16 protein-coding genes are annotated in these 16,603 nt (G+C 69.9%); 11 read left to right on the top strand and 5 right to left on the bottom strand.

The features are described 5' to 3' along the window. The 3 genes from ACQP1K_RS27835 to ACQP1K_RS27825 are packed head-to-tail and all read left to right on the top strand — an operon-like array spanning window position 1 to window position 5,394. Entirely contained in the window at window positions 1–1,455 is a 1,455-nt protein-coding gene (locus tag ACQP1K_RS27835; protein WP_433498642.1) for an amidase, read from the top strand. After that, window positions 1,452–3,611, top strand: coding sequence for an FAD/NAD(P)-binding protein (locus tag ACQP1K_RS27830; protein WP_433498641.1), 2,160 nt, complete (start codon window positions 1,452–1,454; stop codon window positions 3,609–3,611). Before ACQP1K_RS27835 ends, ACQP1K_RS27830 begins: the two co-directional genes overlap by 4 nt. Continuing rightward, window positions 3,604–5,394, top strand: a complete 1,791-nt coding sequence (locus ACQP1K_RS27825) for a M28 family peptidase (protein WP_433498640.1) — start codon at window positions 3,604–3,606, stop codon at window positions 5,392–5,394. The genes ACQP1K_RS27830 and ACQP1K_RS27825 overlap by 8 nt, the downstream gene beginning before the upstream one ends. Window positions 5,395–5,442: 48 nt before the next feature. Here ACQP1K_RS27825 and ACQP1K_RS27820 read toward each other — a convergent pair whose 3' ends face one another. After that, a complete protein-coding gene (locus ACQP1K_RS27820) occupies window positions 5,443–5,637 on the bottom strand; it encodes a CsbD family protein (protein ID WP_433498639.1) in 195 nt (64 codons plus the stop codon). A gap of 921 nt (window positions 5,638–6,558) precedes the next feature. Here ACQP1K_RS27820 and ACQP1K_RS27815 point away from each other — a divergent pair. Next, window positions 6,559–6,765 carry a cold-shock protein gene (locus ACQP1K_RS27815; RefSeq protein WP_433501662.1) on the top strand — a complete coding sequence of 69 codons (207 nt, stop codon included), beginning with the start codon at window positions 6,559–6,561 and terminating at the stop codon, window positions 6,763–6,765. A gap of 285 nt (window positions 6,766–7,050) precedes the next feature. On the opposite strand, the gene ACQP1K_RS27810 is transcribed toward ACQP1K_RS27815, so the two are convergent. Next, the gene (locus tag ACQP1K_RS27810; protein WP_433498638.1) at window positions 7,051–7,452 is read right to left on the bottom strand and encodes a MerR family transcriptional regulator; all 402 of its coding nucleotides are present in this window, start codon (window positions 7,450–7,452) and stop codon (window positions 7,051–7,053) included. Between the two features lie 752 nt (window positions 7,453–8,204). Continuing rightward, window positions 8,205–8,924, bottom strand: coding sequence for a cellulose binding domain-containing protein (locus tag ACQP1K_RS27805; RefSeq protein WP_433498637.1), 720 nt, complete (start codon window positions 8,922–8,924; stop codon window positions 8,205–8,207). Between the two features lie 2 nt (window positions 8,925–8,926). On the opposite strand from ACQP1K_RS27805, the gene ACQP1K_RS27800 reads away from it, so the two are divergent. From ACQP1K_RS27800 to ACQP1K_RS27790, 3 genes are read left to right on the top strand one after another with little or no spacing between them, the layout of a single operon-like run. Then, a complete protein-coding gene (locus tag ACQP1K_RS27800; RefSeq protein WP_433498636.1) occupies window positions 8,927–9,379 on the top strand; it encodes a hypothetical protein in 453 nt (150 codons plus the stop codon). A 39-nt stretch (window positions 9,380–9,418) separates the two neighbouring features. After that, window positions 9,419–9,592 carry a hypothetical protein gene (locus ACQP1K_RS27795; protein ID WP_433498635.1) on the top strand — a complete coding sequence of 58 codons (174 nt, stop codon included), beginning with the start codon at window positions 9,419–9,421 and terminating at the stop codon, window positions 9,590–9,592. After that, on the top strand, window positions 9,589–11,061 hold the full coding sequence (locus ACQP1K_RS27790) for a cobyric acid synthase (protein ID WP_433498634.1): 1,473 nt from the start codon (window positions 9,589–9,591) through the stop codon (window positions 11,059–11,061). The genes ACQP1K_RS27795 and ACQP1K_RS27790 overlap by 4 nt, the downstream gene beginning before the upstream one ends. Before the next feature lie 102 nt (window positions 11,062–11,163). Here ACQP1K_RS27790 and cobF read toward each other — a convergent pair whose 3' ends face one another. Next, window positions 11,164–11,925 carry a precorrin-6A synthase (deacetylating) gene (cobF, locus tag ACQP1K_RS27785; RefSeq protein WP_433498633.1) on the bottom strand — a complete coding sequence of 254 codons (762 nt, stop codon included), beginning with the start codon at window positions 11,923–11,925 and terminating at the stop codon, window positions 11,164–11,166. A gap of 96 nt (window positions 11,926–12,021) precedes the next feature. On the opposite strand from cobF, the gene ACQP1K_RS27780 reads away from it, so the two are divergent. From ACQP1K_RS27780 to ACQP1K_RS27765, 4 genes are read left to right on the top strand one after another with little or no spacing between them, the layout of a single operon-like run. Beyond that, the gene (locus ACQP1K_RS27780) at window positions 12,022–12,408 is read left to right on the top strand and encodes a pyridoxamine 5'-phosphate oxidase family protein (RefSeq protein WP_433498632.1); all 387 of its coding nucleotides are present in this window, start codon (window positions 12,022–12,024) and stop codon (window positions 12,406–12,408) included. Beyond that, the gene (cbiE, locus tag ACQP1K_RS27775) at window positions 12,405–13,613 is read left to right on the top strand and encodes a precorrin-6y C5,15-methyltransferase (decarboxylating) subunit CbiE (protein ID WP_433498631.1); all 1,209 of its coding nucleotides are present in this window, start codon (window positions 12,405–12,407) and stop codon (window positions 13,611–13,613) included. Before ACQP1K_RS27780 ends, cbiE begins: the two co-directional genes overlap by 4 nt. Beyond that, complete coding sequence (cobM, locus tag ACQP1K_RS27770; RefSeq protein WP_433498630.1) at window positions 13,610–14,353, top strand: precorrin-4 C(11)-methyltransferase; 744 nt, start codon at window positions 13,610–13,612, stop codon at window positions 14,351–14,353. The genes cbiE and cobM overlap by 4 nt, the downstream gene beginning before the upstream one ends. Further along, window positions 14,350–15,114: a cobalt-precorrin-6A reductase gene (locus ACQP1K_RS27765; protein ID WP_433498629.1), complete on the top strand. Its 765-nt coding sequence runs from the start codon at window positions 14,350–14,352 to the stop codon at window positions 15,112–15,114. The genes cobM and ACQP1K_RS27765 overlap by 4 nt, the downstream gene beginning before the upstream one ends. Here the strand turns inward: ACQP1K_RS27765 and cobJ are convergent. Next, the gene (gene cobJ, locus ACQP1K_RS27760; RefSeq protein WP_433498628.1) at window positions 15,105–16,598 is read right to left on the bottom strand and encodes a precorrin-3B C(17)-methyltransferase; all 1,494 of its coding nucleotides are present in this window, start codon (window positions 16,596–16,598) and stop codon (window positions 15,105–15,107) included. The two genes, ACQP1K_RS27765 and cobJ, sit on opposite strands and share 10 nt — an antisense overlap. Window positions 16,599–16,603 lie beyond the last annotated feature (5 nt).

Genomic DNA, 16,603 nt, shown 5'->3' with positions numbered 1-16,603 from the left:
ATGGACGAGCACCGTACGGACCGGCACCGTACGAACAAGCCCCTGCACGAGCTGTCGGTGGCCGAGGCCGGTGCCGCGCTGCGTGACGGTTCCCTCACCTCGGTACGGCTGACCGCGTACACCTTGCGGCGGATCGCGGCGATCGACCCTCTGATCGACTCACTGGTGTCGGTCACCGAGGAGCGGGCCGTCACCGACGCCGAGCGTGCGGACGAGGAGCTGAGACGCGGCATCGACCGCGGACCGCTGCACGGCATTCCGTACACGCTCAAGGACATCATCGACTCGGCGGGCGTCGAGACCACGTCGAACTCCCGGCTCATGCTCGGCCATGTGCCGCAGCAGGACGCGTTCGTCGAGGAGCGGCTGCGACACGGCGGCGCCGTGCTGGTCGGTAAGGCGAACCTGTCCGAATTCGCCTTCGGCGGCCCGGGATTCGATCTGCCGACGCCGCCCGCCCGCAACCCCTGGAACCCCGAGCACTTCACCGGCGGCTCCTCGGCCGGCAGCGGCGCCTGTGTCGCGGCGGGTCTGGTACGGATCTCGATCGGCTCCGACACCGGCGGCTCCATCCGATCGCCGGCCGCCAACTGCGGCGTCGTCGGCTTCAAGCCGACGTACGGTCTGGTGTCGCGACGCGGTGTCTACCCGCTGTCCTATTCGCTCGACCATGTCGGGCCGCTGGCCTGGAATGTGCAGGACGCGGCGCTGGCCATGAACGTCATCGCCGGATACGACCCCCTCGACCCCGGCAGCGTCAAGCGACCGCAGGAGGACTACACCGCCGACCTCGACAAGGGCGTCGAGGGGCTGCGCATCGGCTACGCCCGCGAGTTCTTCACCGCGATCAAGGGCGTCTCCGCAGAGGTCGTCGAGACCGTCGACGCGGCGGCCGCCCGGCTCGCGTCCCTTGGCGCGGTCGTCGAGGAGGTGAGCATGCCGGACTTCGACCTGATGAAGGCGTGCGGCCGGGTGATCCTGCAGGCAGAGGGCTATGCCATCCACGAGAGGAACCTGCGCGAGCGGCCGCGCGACTACGGCCGCTACACCTACCAGCGGCTGACCGGTGGAGCCACCCTGACCTCCGCCGACTACATCCAGGCCACCCGGGTCCGCCACGAACTGGCCCGGCAGCTGAACACCGGCCTGTTCAGCCGGTATGACGCGTTGATCACCACCGTCGCCCTCGCGGCCGCGGCGCCGTACACGGACTTCCCGCACGACTGGCCGCCGCCGAGTCTGGCGGTGGCCGTGCAGACCGCGCCGTTCAACGTCACCGGCCACCCGGCCCTGACCGTACCCGCGGGATTTTCGCATGACGGACTGCCCTTCGGGCTGCAGATCATCGGTCGTTACTTCGACGAGCGTGGTGTGCTGCGGATCGGCCAGGCGGTGGAATCGGCGGTGGGCGTGACGGAGCACCGTCCGAAGCTCGGCGCAGAGGTTCCCAGGTGAGGGAGACCAGGCACATCGTCATCGTCGGCGGCGGGCCGTGGGGCACCTACGCCATGGAGCGGCTCGCCGCGCTGCTGCCGCACACCGAGTCGGCGGACGCCGTGCACATCACCCTGTTCGAGCGGTCGGGCCGGTTCGGGGCCGGCGCCACCCACAGCGACGACCAGGTGCCCACAAGCTATCTGAACCGGGTGGCCAGCCAGATAGCCTTCGCAGCGGACGAGTCCATCGCCGCCGCGAGCCATCTGCTGCCGCGGCGGCTGCGCCCGACCTTCGCCGAGTGGACCCGCGACGCCTTCGCCCGCACCGGCGAAGAGCACTACAGGATCCAGCCCACCGACACCCCGCGGCGCTACCTGCACGGACATGCCCTGCGTGACATGTTCCACCGCTACACCGCTCTGCTGCGTGCCGTACCCGGCGTCACCGTCGACCTGGTGGCCGCCGAGGTCACCGACATCGAGCCGGGCGGGGGCAGGGCGGCGTTCCTGGTGCACCACAGCGGCGACGGACCACCCGTCGACGCCGATCACCTGCTGCTCGTCACCGGTCATTCGTGCAACCGCCCGGCCCCCGGCTCCACCGCCGCCCTGCTCACCGCACACGCCACGGCTCCCTACATCCCCAGCGCCTATCCGCTGGCCGACATCACCCCCGACGCCGTTCCGCCCGGCTCCACCGTGGGGGTGCTGGGCCTCGGCCTCACCGCGGTGGATCTGCTGATGCATCTCACCGAGGGCCGGGGCGGCACTTTCGTCCCCACCGGCGAGGGCGGCCTGCTCGACGACCTCGCCTACCGCCCCAGCGGCCAGGAGCCCGCCGTCATCGTCGCCGTCAGCCCCAGCGGGATGTTCCCCTGGGCCCGCGCCGAGAACGCCAAGGCCGTCGACGAGACCGGTCGCACTCATGCCGGGCTGGAGCACTCGGCACGCTTCCTCACACCGCGTGCGATCGACACGCTCAGGCTCCGGGTCGGCACGCCGCGGCGCCTGCGCGACGAAGAGGTACGCCAACTCGATTTCGAGCGCCACATCTTCCCGCTCGTCGTACTGGAGATGGCGTACGTCTACTACTCGACCCTGCTCGGCACCGAGGCGGGCGCCCTGCTCGCCCGGGCCGCCGAGCCGCGCTACCACCGCTTCCTGCACGACGCCGACGAAACGGCGACCGTCGCGATCGCCGACCTGATGGAGCCGGTGCAGCGGGAGTTCGAGAGGGCGGCGGAGTACGTCGCCCGTGCCATCGCGGGTGAGCCCATACCGGCGGACCTCGCCCGCTACGCCGCGACGGACGCGGCCGACACCTTCCTGCTCACGGTCTTCGGGGAGTCCCGGACGGCCGATCGTTCACCCTGGGGCCACGCGACGGATCCACGGGACCACAGGTTCGACTGGGAGAAGTTCTTCGACCCGCTGGGCCCGGAGGACACCAAGGACGGCTGTACCTGGCAGCGCGGCCTCGTCGCCCACATGCGCCGTGACCACCGCGCCGCTGCCCAGGGCAACCTGCGCAACCCCACCAAGGCCGCCTGCGACGGTGTCTGGCGCGACCTGCGTTCCACCTTCGCCGCGGCGATCGACTTCGGCGGCCTCACGGCGGCCTCGCACCGCTCGTTCCTGACCGAACACCTGCGTTACTACAGTCGGATGTCGAACGGCACCGGCCTGGAGGCGATGAAGAAGATCCTCGCCCTCATCGAGGCGGGCGTGGTGGACGTGACCGTGGGTCCGGCCCCCCTGGTCGAACCCGCCCCGGACAGCGGCTTCCTGCTGCGCGGCACCAAGACCGGCACCACACGCACCGTCGAGCACCTGATCGAAGGCAGAGGACACGCCTTCGACGCCGACCACGACCTTCGCCCGCTCTATGCCAGGCTCCTGCGCCGCGGTCTCGTACGGAAATGGCGTAACCCCGGTGACACACCGGACGAGGACTTCGTCCCCGGGGCGATCGACGTCACCCGCGACTTCCACGCGGTCCGGGCCGACGGAACCGTTGACTCGCGCATCACCGTGCTCGGCGCCCCGGTCGAACGTCTGTGCTTCTTCCAACTCAGCGCGGCGCGGCCCTACTCGGGCAGCTCGGTGTTCAACAACGTCGCCGAGTGGGCGGAAGACGTACTGCGACGGCTGAAGGACGATGACCCCCATGGTTGACGGACTTCTCGAGCGCTGCCTTCGCCTGACCCCTGCCGACGAGATGATGCGCCACGTCGAGCTGATCTGCCGCTACGACCGCTACCAGGGCTCGACCGGGTTGGAGGAGGCGGCGCGGCTCGTCGCCGAGTCCGCGGTCGCCGCCGGGCTGACGGACGTCGTGGTCGACAGCTTCCCCGCGGACGGCAGGGCGCAGTGGTGGACCTGGCGCGCTCCGGTCTCCTGGACCCCGGTCACGGCGGTGCTCGATGTGTACGACGGCCTTGGTCATGTGGTCCGGATCGACCATGCGGAGCAGCCCTTCTCCCTGGCCACCTATTCGGCGGCCACTGCCCCCGGCGGCTGCGATGCCAGGCTGGTGCGGATCGAGGAAGCGGCCGGCGGCCGAGACCTGAAGGGGGCGCTGGCCGTCGTCGAGGGGTTCCGATCCGGCCATGCCCGTCTGCTGGGGGAGCTCCAGGCCGCGGGCGCTCTCGGTTTTGTCACCGACGCGCCGTGGAAGGGAACACGGGAGGCGCCCCACCCCGGGCGGATCGAGCTCCCGCCCGGCACAAGCCTGTCCGCATTCAGCATGACCCCGGCGCAGCTGGCCCGCATCGCCGCCGCGGCCGACCGCGGGGGCCGGGCCCGGATGACCGTCGAGATCGACCATTCGGCCGCCATGCCCGTGGTGTCCGGCATGCTGCCCGGTACGGACGACGACGCGGGGGAGATCTGGCTCACCGGCCATCTGTGCCATCCGCGCCCGGGGGCCAACGACAACGCTTCGGGGGTGGCGGCGCTGCTCGGCGTCGCGGCGGCTCTCAGCGAGGGCCGAAGGGCGGAGGCCGCCTTCGGCACGCGCGCGTCCATCCGGTTCTTCTGGGGGCCGGAGTTCCTGGGACAGGCGGCCGTGCTGTACCAGTGTCTCGGCCCCGTCGGCGGTCGCCGGCTCCCCGAGGCAGTGATCAACCTGGACATGGTGGGTGAGGACCAGGTCCGCTGCGCCTCGCCCTTCGTCGTCGAACGCCCCCCGGACTTGAGCCCCTCGCTGCTCGGGCCGCTCGCTGAGCACTATGTGGAGCAGGCCTTCGCGGCCACCGCCGACCACCCGGGAACCTGGCAGCCGTCGCCCTTCCTGGGCTTTTCCGACCACGCTCTGTTCGCCGACCCCGGCATCGATCGACCGGGGGTCCAGTTCTGCCACCCCGCCGACCGGTTCAACCACTCGGCGGGCGACGTACCGAACAATGTGTCGCGGGTCGAGATGCTCCGTTCCACGGCCGCGGCCGCCGCGCTCGCCCAGACCATCGCGGCGGGCGGCCCGGATCAGGAGGAACGCCACCGGATCATCGACCGTTGGTGCGAGCGTGAGCGGACCAGGGCCCGTACGGTGGCCTCAGGACACGGGCCCGCGTGGGCGCGGCGATATCTGATGCGCGTGGAGGCCGCCTGTCAGGCGCTGACCGCGCTGGCGGCCGGAGACACCACTCCGCCCCCGGCCCGGCCGTCACCGGAGGCGGACGGACCGGCGATCGTGCGCGACTGGCCTGGCCCGCTCAACCTCCGGGAGATGATGGGGAACCTTCCGCCGCGCACCCGTGAGGGGCTGGCCGACCTGATCGCCGCGGACAAACACTGCCTGTCGATGCTCTTCCACTTCGCCATCAGGGCGGACGGCCGCCGCACCCGTTGGGAGATCATCGACGATACGTCGCTGGCCCTGGAGCGCGAGATCGAGCCGGCGATTTCCGAGCAGCTCTTCCACGGACTGCTGGAGTCCGGGTGGATACGCGAGGCGTGAGAGGCCGGCCTCCCTGACGGGAAGGCCGGGCCCCCACCGTATGACCGGTCAGTCCTTTAAGGAATCCTTCGCCTTGCCGGCGGCGTCCTTCACCTTTTCACCGGCCTGCTTCAGCTTGCTTTTGCTCTGCTCGGTCTGCCCACGGGCCTCGACATCCTCGTCGCCCGTGACCTTGCCAAGCCCTTCCTTGGCCTTGCCGCCGAGATCTTCCGCCTTGTTGCGGAGCTTGTCCTCGTCCCCCATCGGGAACACCTCCTTGTCATCGAGCCGACGATTGCCCCTCTCCCGGATCTAGCTGCCTAAACACGTGTAGCCATTGCATGTGACGCATGTGTGCCTATATTTATCGTCAGAGCCCAACGAACGGTAAAAAAGGTCGAGTGGGATGGCGAGGGCCGCGAGATTCCGCCGCGGTGTGCTCCCCTGTGCCGGGACGGGCTGATCACGACGACCGCATACCCAGAAGCCCGCGTCGCGTAGGAAGTCGCGTAGTGAACTCGTGGGGAGAGGGGGCGACGACTCAGCCGATCGCGGCGAGATAGCCCATGACGGCTGAGAGATCACCTGCGTCGGAGATCAATGCGAGATGGCCGTCCGGACGGATCAGCACGAGGGTGCGGTCGGCGGCCCCGTAGACGTCGGCGAGATGGCCTGCGGTGTCGGCGACGTCGTCCGGAGCCGCCGGCCGGTCGACGACATGGAGAATCTTGGAGGTAGAACGGAGAGGCTTCGATCGCAGGCGTGGCCCAGAAGCTCAGCAATGTGATATGTCCACCGCGCGTCAGGTCGAACAGCCGGCGTTCGCCATCGGTCGTCAGTGGTGACCCGACGCCGACCGCGGCCAGGCGCAGCACCCGCGCTGCGATGAACCGCTCCCGGTTGCGCGGCGGCGGATGGTCAGGGGCCGCCAGGGGCCGCCAGGGGTCGGATCGGCAGATAGCTCGTCCAGGCGGAAAGCGGCGGGGTGTGCGTATCACGCCGCACGTGTGCTAGGTTAGACGTAGTTGCAGTTGTGGTACCCATAATGAACTTGTGTGCACCTGACGGTATGTAGCCTCGGGTGCATTTTTGTTTGCCGGTCTTCTCCGGGTGTGGGCCTATCGCGGCAACACCGGAATTCGTGACCGTGCGGATTTCGGCTACACCTATCAAGAGGAGATCGACATGGCTTCCGGCACCGTGAAGTGGTTCAACGCGGAAAAGGGCTTCGGCTTCATCGAGCAGGACGGCGGCGGCGCCGACGTCTTCGCGCACTACTCCAACATCATCTCTCAGGGCGGCTACCGCGAGCTGCGCGAGGGCCAGAAGGTGGCCTTCGATGTCACCCAGGGCCAGAAGGGCCCTCAGGCCGAGAACATCGTTGCCGCCTGACGAAACAGCGCCAGATATCAGGGCTCGCACCTTTACGGGTGCGGGCCCTGATTCGTTTTCGGCTGCCGCATCACTGCCGCATGAGGATCGGCGGTACGGGATGTCGACCACAGCCGCGCAGCTCTTGATACCAGTGATCGACAGTGTGAGACGTCATGACGGCTGGTAGGGGGGGCGTGAATCCCAGGAGATGCGGGGCCCGCGGCAAAGAGCGCGACCACGTCTCCAAGCTGCATACCAAGACCCGGTCAGCTTCACGCTGCCGGGTCTTCTCACCGCCGATGCTCAGTGTCCGGCCGGGTGGTCGCGCTCGTTGTTGATGCGCAGCGCCTCGGCGAGCTGGTCTTCCAAGAGGATGATCCGGCAGGCGGCTTCCACGGGAGTGCCCTGATCGACGAGTTCCCTGGCGCGCGCGGCCAGCCGCAGTTGATAGCGGGAGTAGCGGCGATGGCCGCCGCTGGAGCGTTTCGGCTCGATCAGTTTCGCGGCGCCCAGAGCCCGCAGGAACGCGGGGCTGGCACCGAGCATCTCCGCGGCCGCGCCCATGCTGTAGGCGGGGTAGTTCTCATCGTTGAACTGATGCTCGAACCGGTCTTCGGCCCTGGATCCAGCTTTGGATCCGGGCGTGTCCGCATTCCTGCCGTGAGCGAGCGTGTCACCATCGGCAGCCGAGTGGGGTTGATCCATACATTCCTTTCCACACGCCGACAGGGGGCCCCGGCACCTGTCGTGCCGGGGCCCCGAAGAGTTCAACACCATTCACCGGCCATCTGGCCGGCTCACTGTTTTCCGCATCCGCCGTGCTGAGCGACGGTGACGCGGGGATCGCGGATGTGTGACCGTAGACCACCTTCCTATCTGTGGAACTGCGGTACCCGAGCGGCGAGACTCAGCCGGCAACGGGCGATCCTGATGGTGTCGAACACTCCCTTCATTTCTTTTTCCGGACCACTGTCCGGCTTCACCTGCGGCAGCGCGTCCACGATCAGGGCCCCTAACCACTGCGCTGGCCCGTCACGTCCGACCTTCTGCCATCAACTCCCGACTTCATCATGCTCCGGGCAGTTCATCGTGGTGCTGGTACTTCCGCTGCCCGGCCGAACCGTTCCTTACGATGTGAGAAACACTAGCCCCAGCGGCCCCGATTGTCTACTGCGGCGAACATAGATTTTCGGGGGTCGCGGTTCCTCGTCGGAAGGCGTGCCGTGGTCCGCGCGTCGAGACGCCCAGCAGGTAGGCCGCCCTGGCGCAGCCGGGGAACGGCCGGCTCGAGCGTCCCGGCCCGGGTATCCCACTCCCGCTGCCGGCGGTTGCGGCCTATCGCCACCTTGTGCCGCCACGGCTGGTTCATCGCCCCGGTACGGGCATGCTGGCAAGATGTCGCCTCTGGACGCGAGACGAACGATGTGGTGTGTCAACGCGATGAGGCATCGTAAAAGTCACGGGCTGCTGCAGGTGAGTGTGGGCGATGCCGGTGATCCGTTGGCCAGGAACCCGAACGTGGCGGAGGCGTTCGCGCCCAGCGAGCCGTTCCAGCTCACGTTCTTCACCGTCACCTCGGAACCGCTGATACTCAAGGTGCCGTTCCAGAGCTGGCTGATCGTCTGCCCGCCGGCCAAGGTCCAGCGTGCTGTCCAACCGTTTATCCCTGAGGCCCCGGTACGCACCGTCACCTCGCCCTGGAACCCGCCGGGCCAGGAGTTGACCGTCGCGTAGGTGGCCGAGCACGCGCCGCCGCCCGGCGACGGGCTCGCGGACGGTGAAGGCGAGGGGGACGGGCTCGCGGACGGCGAAGGCGACGGGGACGTTCCCTTGTACTCCGCGGCCACCTTGGCCAGGTCCGTTCCCGTCCCCCTCATGTAGGTCTGGTTGACCCACGAGGTGAATGCGGTTTGGACGGCCGATGACGAGGTGCCCGACCACCGCTCCTCTTTGTCCTGGTCGAAATAGACGACGTTCTTCAGGTCGGGGTAGCGGCCTGACTGCAGGGTGGACGCCATGTCGTTGATCCACTGGGCCTTGTTGCCGCCATCCTCGCTGGAGCCGACCTCGCCGATCATAACCGGGCGCCTCGGGGCGACGGCGCGTGCCTTGGCGTAGGCGCTGGCGAACAACGAGTCGAAGCTCGTCCAGTAGTTGCCGGCGGGGTCCCCAACCACGGGTGGTCAGTCTCAGCTCGATCACCCACAAGAATGCCCACCTCGACTTCGACGACCTGATGTTCGAACGCGACTATCGAGCCGCTCCCGCTTACGGCCGGTCCAAGCTCGCCACCACGATCTTCGCCGTCGAGCTGGACCGCCGCCTGCGCGCCGCCGGATCGCCGATTATCAGCACGCTGGCCCACCCCGGCCTCACCCGCACCAACCTCACTCCGCGAGCCTGGGAGCACCGCGGCCGGTTCGGGCAGGCGATCGCAAGGCTCGGCCTGCTGGTCACCCAGCCGGTGGAACGCGGCGCGCTGCCGCGACCGACCCCGGGGTGCGGGGCGGCCAGTTCTTCGGGCCATCCGGGCGCTGGGAGATGCGGGGTCCGGTCGCCGAGGCCCGGCTCAGCCGCGAGGCGGCCGATCCGGCCGTCGGCAAGCGGCTCTGGGCGGCGGCCGGGGAACTGACCGGCGTCAGCTACCTGTGAACCCTGTGATCACCGGCCAATGCGCGGCCAGCTTGATGGTGGTGTCCTCGGCGGCCGTGGCGGCCTGCTCAACTTTGCGTTCCAGATCGGTGGTGCGTCCTTCAGCAAGCTCTCGTGCGACTCGGTCAACAAGAAGGCCGTCGAAACCAAGTCCAGGCGGTTTGTTGCACGGCGTATGCTAACTGGTTCGTGAAGGGTGGGCTGCTGGTCGCGGGGACCACATCGGATGCGGGCAAGAGCGTCGTCACCGCCGGGATCTGCCGGTGGCTGGCCCGGCAGGGCGTACGCGTTGCGCCATTCAAGGCGCAGAACATGTCGCTCAACTCCTACGTCACTGTCGACGGCGCCGAAATCGGACGCGCTCAAGCCGTCCAAGCGGCAGCGTGTGGCCTGGAGCCGACCGCCGACATGAATCCGATCCTGCTCAAACCCGGCAGCGACCGTCGCAGCCACGTCGTGATCCGTGGCCGCCCCGTTGCCGACGTGGACGCCACGCAATACAACGCCCACCGCGATGAACTGCGCGCGATCGCCGTAGAGTCCTACCGGCGACTGGCCAATGAGTTCGACGTGGTGGTCTGTGAAGGGGCGGGCTCTCCCGCCGAGATCAATCTCCGGGCTGGGGACATCGCGAACATGGGGCTCGCCCGCGCGGTGAATCTGCCGGTCGTCGTGGTGGGCGACATCGACCGTGGCGGCGTTTTCGCCCATTTCTATGGCACCCTCGCCATCCTCGAACCCGCCGACCAAGCCCACATCTCCGGATTTATTGTGAACAAGTTTCGGGGGGCGCCAGAGTTGCTCGTGCCGGGGCTGGACATGATCGAGGAGCTGACTGGGCGGTGCGTATACGGCGTTCTGCCTTGGCTCGATGGACTCTGGATGGACGTCGAGGACTCCCTGTCCCTCGACACCCGGCCCCGGAACACACCCGCCATCGGGTCGCTGCGCGTGCGCGTTGTGCGCTATCCGCGCATCTCCAACTTTACTGACGTGGATGCCTTGGTCGCCGAACCCGGCGTCGAGGTCGGCTTCGCCGCCACCCCCGCCGAGTGCACCGATGCCGACCTGCTGATCCTGCCCGGTTCCCGCGCCACCGTAAATGACCTGGCCTGGCTGCGCGACACCGGCCTCGCCGACCTGATCACCCGAAGGACCGGCCCGGTACTTGGGATCTGCGGCGGATATCAGATGCTCGCCCGTACCATCACCGACCATGTCGAGTCGGGCGTGGGTGCCGTTCCAGGGCTCGGGCTGCTGCCCGCCGACGTCGTGTTCGCCCCTGGCAAGACTCGCGGGCGCCCGACCGGCGAAGGCTATGGCCACCCGGTACGTGCGTACGAGATCCACCACGGCGTCGTCACCCACGACGGCGGCGAGCCTTTCCTCGACGGCTGCCGCCTCGGCAACGTGTGGGGCACAACCTGGCACGGCACGCTGGAGAACGATGCCTTCCGTCGTGCCTTCCTCGCTGACGTGGCCCGCGCGGCGGGGCGGGAGTTCCGGCCCGATCCAACCCTGTCGTTCGCGGGGTTGCGCGAGGCGCGACTCGACGCGCTCGGCGACCTGATCGAGCAGAATGTCGATACTGACGCCCTTATCTCCCTCATAGAGGGCGGTCCCGCTCCCGGTCTTCGCACTCTTTCACTCGGCGCATTCTGATCTGTATTGACGCTGATATCCGGAACAGGTAGCGCCGAGGGTTTCACGGTCGCCGGCGTGGTGCCCCTTGAGTCCTCCGTTGCCGGTCGGGGGCTTCGGTTCTCAGTCCTGACGCGGGCGCGGGGTGCGGCGCAGGAGGTATGTGTCCATGATCCATCCTTTGCGGGTGCGGGCACTCGCACGCAGTTCGCGGATGCGGTCGCCCACTTCGGTCACTGGCCCGGACACGAGGAGCTCGTCCGAGGTGCCCAGGTAGGCGCCCCAGTAGATGGTGTAGTCGTCGAGGCCGATGTAGGAGGAGTGGGCGTCCAGCATGACGACCGTGTCGTCGGCGGTGGGGCCATCCTCGGCCAGGCGGCGGCCGGTAGTGAGATGGACGGGCCGACCGACCTGGGTGAGGCTGGTGCGGTGGCGGGCGGTCAGAGCGGCCACCGCGCTGATGCCGGGGATCACCTCGTAGTCGAAGGAGACGTTCCCGCGGTCCAGGATCTCTTCGACGATGGCCAGGGTGCTGTCGTACACGCCCGGGTCGCCCCAGACGAGGAACGCCCCGGTCTGGTTCTCACCCAGCTCCTCGGCGATGAGCGTTTCGCAGGCCAGCGCGCGACGCGAGCGCCAGTCCGCCACGGCATCTGTGTAGGCGGGAGTGGTCCGGTCGCGCTCCGGGTCGCGGGCCTCGGCGATGCGGTACGGCGGACGGCCGTGTTCCTTGATCAATTCATGCCTGAGCTCGATCAGCTCGTGCTTGGCCTCGCCCTTGTCGACGATGAAGAAGACGTCGGTGGCGGCGATGGCCTTGGCCGCCTGGAGGGTGAGGTGGTCGGGATCTCCGGCGCCGATGCCGATGACGAGTAGCCGCTTCACCCGTAGGAGTGTAGGCACTGGCGGGTGGCCGGACGCGACCGGCCATGCCGAAAGCCTCGATATACGATATTGCTCGCGAATCACCTGAGGAGGGTCGTGAATCTGGTCGAGCAGGGGGAGGGGTTCGCCGATTTCTGGCGGGAGCGGCATCTGTGCACGCTCGCCACGGCGCATCCCGGCGGGCCGCCGCACGTGGTGCCGGTGGGCGCGACCTTGGATTTGGCGACCGGCATCGCCCGGGTGATCACTTCGGGGACCTCGTACAAGGCCCGGCTCATCGGCGAGGACGGCGCGCTGGTGGCGCTGTGCCAGGTGGACGGCCGCCGGTGGTCGACGCTGGAGGGCCGGGCCGTGCTGCGGACCGAGCCGGAGCAGGTGGCCGACGCCGAGCGCCGCTACGCCGGACGCTACAAGCCGCCCCGCCCGAACCCGTCCAGGGTGGTAGTGGAGATCACGGTGACGCGCGTGCTGGGCAACGTGTGATCACCGTCGTCGGCATCGGCGCGGACGGCTGGGACGGACTGCCGGCCGAGTCGCGGCGGGTGGTGGAGGCGGCGGAGGTGCTCATGGGCGGTCCCCGCCAGCTCGACCTCGTCCCCGCGTCGGCCACCGAGCGGGTGGCCTGGCCGTCGCCGCTGCTGCCCGCGCTGCCGGGACTCGTCGAGAGGTACGCGGACCGCGAGGTGTGCGTGCTGGCCAGCGGCGATCCGATGTTCTACGGCATCGGCTCCACGCTGGTGCGGCTGCTGGGCACGGCACGGGTCAGGGTGCTGCCGCATCTGTCGTCGCTGTCGCTGGCGTGCGCCCGGCTCGGCTGGCCGGTCGAGGAGGTGGACGTGATCAGTCTCGTGGGCCGTCCGCCCGCGGCGCTGAACGCCGCCCTGCTGCCCAGAAGGCGGATCATCGTGCTCGGCGCGGGCCGCGGCTCGCCGTCCCAGGTCGCCCGAGCGCTGGTCGAGCGGGGATACGGGCCCAGCACGATGACGGTGCTGTCGGATCTGGGCGCGGTCTCGGAGTCCGAGGTGCGTGGTCGGGCGGACGACTGGGCGGCGCAGGCGCCCTCGGCGCTGAACGTGATCGCCGTCGAGTGTGTCGCAGAGCCCGGCGCAGAGCCGCTGGCACGTGTCCCGGGGCTGCCGGACTCGGCGTTCGAGCACGACGGGCAGCTCACGAAGCGGGAGATGCGCGCGGTCAGCCTGTCGCGGCTCGCGCCGTTGCCGGGGGAACTGTTGTGGGACGTGGGCGCGGGAGCGGGCAGCATCGCCATCGAGTGGATGCGCAGCCACCCCTCGTGCGCGGCTGTGGCGATCGAGCGCAGGGCTGACCGCGCCGCCGCCATCCGACGCAACGCCGACCGGCTGGGCGTGCCGTCGCTGCGCGTCGTGGAGGGAAGGGCGCCGGCGGCGCTCGACGGCCTCCCCTCGCCGGACGCGGTGTTCGTCGGCGGCGGTGCCACCACGCCCGGCCTGCTGGAACGCTGCTGGGATGCGCTGCGGCCCGGCGGCCGGCTCGTGGTCAACGCCGTCACCATGGAATCGGAGTCGGTGATGGGCCAGTGGTACGGCCGACTCGGCGGCGACCTGGTCAGGCTGTCCGTGCAACGGGCCTCGCCCGTGGGCGCCTTCACCGGATGGCGGGCCGCGATGCCGGTGACCGTGTGGTCGGTCACCAGGAAGGAAGTGCCGTGACCGTCTACTTCATCGGGGCTGGCCCGGGGGCCGCCGATCTGATCACGCTGCGCGGGCTGCGGCGGCTCCAGACCTCGCCGGTGTGCCTGTACGCGGGCTCGCTGGTGCCGCGCGAGCTGCTGGAGTCGTGCCCGTCGGACGCGCGGCTGGTGGACACGGCGAACCTGACGCTCGACGAGATCGTCGCGGAGCTGCTCACCGCGCACCGGGCCGGGCTGGACGTGGCGCGGCTGCACTCGGGAGACCCGTCGGTGTTCAGCGCGGTGGCCGAGCAGATGCGCCGGCTGGACGCGCTGGAGGTGCCGTACGAGGTAGTGCCCGGGGTGCCCGCGTTCGCGGCGGCCGCAGCCTCCCTGGGCCGGGAGCTCACCGTGCCCGGCGTCGGTCAGACGATCATCTTGACCCGCACGTCGGTCCGGGCGACGCCGATGCCGGACGGCGAGGACCTGGCCACGCTGGGCGCGAGCGGGGCCACGATGGTGCTGCATCTGGCCGTGCAGCGGATCGACGCCGTGGTGGCGGAGCTACTGCCGTCGTACGGCTCGGACTGCCCGGTCGCCGTGGTGGCGCGGGCGAGCAGGGCGGACGAGGTGATCCTGCGCGGCACGCTGGCGGACATCGCCGGGCAGGTGCACGAGGCCGGGATCCGGCGTACGGCGGTGATCGTCGTCGGGCGGGTGCTGTCGGCGTCGCAGTTCCCCGACAGCCACCTCTACAGCGCGGACCGGGTCAGGCAGTGAGACGGGTCCTCATCCTGGGTGGCACGGCCGAGGCACGGGCGCTCGCCGCCGAACTGGCCGCCGATCCGGGCATGCGGGTGGTGTCGTCGCTCGCCGGGCGGGTGACCGATCCGCGGCTTCCCGCCGGGCAGGTGCGGATGGGCGGGTTCGGCGGGCCGGACGGGCTGACCGCCTGGCTGGCCGCCGAGCGCATCGACGCGATGGTGGACGCCACCCACCCGTTCGCGGCCCGGATGACGGCCTCGGCGGCCGAGGCGGCGGCCCGCACCGGTGTGCCGCTGTTGATCCTGCGCCGGCCGGGCTGGCGGGAAGGGCCCGGCGACGACTGGCAGCGGGTCGCCTCCCTGGCCGAGGCGGCGACCCGGCTGCACGGGATGGCACGACAGCACGGGCCGGCCCGGGTATTCCTCACCACCGGGCGGCGCAGCCTGCCGGTCTTCACCGGGCTGGCCGGTGTTTGGCTGCTGGCCAGGTCGGTGGATCCGCCGGAGCCGCCGGTGCCGGACAACGTGCACGTGCTGCTCGATCGCGGGCCGTACACGGTGGCGGGCGAGCGGGCCCTCATCCGGGAGCACCGCCTGGACGTGCTGGTCACCAAGGACAGCGGTGGCCGGATGACCACCGCCAAACTGGTCGCGGCCCGCGAGCTCGGGCTTCCGGTGATCATGGTGGACCGGCCGCCCCTGCCGATCGGTGTCCGTACGGTGGAGACGGTCGGCGCGGCGGTTACCTGGCTCCACAAACGGCGCGATCACGGGTAGCGGCGCGGGGTGTACACGCCGCCGTTGCCGGTCACCCGGGTGGTCGAGGAGCCGATGATCAGCAGGCAGCGCATGTCCACCTGGGCGGGGTCCAGCTCGCCGAGCGTGGTGACGGTGACGCTCTCCTCGTCGCCACCGACGTCGCGCCCGATCACCACGGGGGTGGCGGCGTCGCGATGCTCCAGCAGCAGGTCCCGGGCGGCGGCGAGCTGCCAGGTGCGGCTGCGCGAGGCCGGGTTATAGAGCGCCAGGACCAGGTCGGCCCGCGCCGCGGCGGTCAGCCGGTCCGCCACCACCTCCCACGGCTTGAGCAGGTCCGACAGCGACAGCACACAGTAGTCGTGGCCGAGCGGCGCGCCGACCCGGCTGGCCACCGCCTGCGCGGCGGTCAGCCCGGGGACGATCCGCACCGGCACGTCGGGGTAGTCGGCCGCCGCCTCCAGCACGGCGCTGGCCATGGCGAACACACCGGGATCGCCGGAGGACACCACGGCCACCCGCGCTCCCTCGCGGGCCAGCTCCAGCGCGTGCCTGGCGCGTTCCGCCTCCACGCGGTTGTCGGTGCGGTGGCGGCGCTGGCGCGGGTTCGGTGCCACCCGATCCACGTACGGGCCGTATCCGACCAGGTCGGTGGCGGCGGCCAAGGCCTCCTGCGCCTCGGGGGTGAGCCAGGGACGCCCGGCGGGGCCGAGCCCCACCACGGCCACCTCCCCGGCGGATTCGACGGAAGCGGGCTCGGGCACGAACGTGCGCTCGGCCCATTGACTAGAGGTGGGGCTGGCGAGCAGGGCCAGCGAGAAGTACGGCACCCCGTCGGGGTCGACGTCCTTGAGCGGCGCGGCCCGTTCGGCACCCATGGTCGCGCGCTCGACGTACCAGGCCTCGTCCAGCCGCCCGGCCTCGACCAGCGCGTCACGGACCTTGGTGAACGTCCTGCCCAGCTTGAGGACCGCCGCCGAGTCGGTGGCGCGCAGCCGCTCGGTGAGTTCCTCGGCGGGCAGCGTGCCGGGCAGCACGGTGAGCACCTCATCCCGCTCGACCAGCGGCCGGCCCAGCACGGCCGAGGCGGCGCTGACGGAGGTCACGCCGGGCACCACCTCGGTCGGATAGCGGTGGGCGAGCCGCTTGTGCATGTGCATGTACGACCCGTAGAACAGTGGGTCGCCCTCACTCAGCACCACCACGATCCGGCCCGCGTCCAGATGCGCGGCCAGCCGCTCGGCGCAGTCGGCGTAGAAGTCGTCGAGCGCGCCCTGGTAGCCGCCGGGATGGTCGGTGGTCTCCGTGGTCAGCGGATAGAGGAGCAGCTCCTCGATCTGCCCTTCGCGCATGTACGGCAGAGCGATGGAACGGGCGATGCTGCGGCCGTGCCTGGCGGCGTGGTAGGCGATCACGTCGGCCTCGCCGATCAGCCGGGCGGTCTTGACGGTGACCAGTTCGGGGTCTCCGGGGCCGAGTCCCACCCCGTACAGCCGTCCTGCCATCGTGA

This window comes from Sphaerimonospora sp. CA-214678, assembly GCF_050942215.1.
In the GTDB taxonomy this organism is placed as follows: Bacteria; Actinomycetota; Actinomycetes; order Streptosporangiales; family Streptosporangiaceae; genus Sphaerimonospora.
Note: the sequence above shows the minus strand (reverse complement) of the source record. Positions and strands in the feature narration are given on the sequence as shown.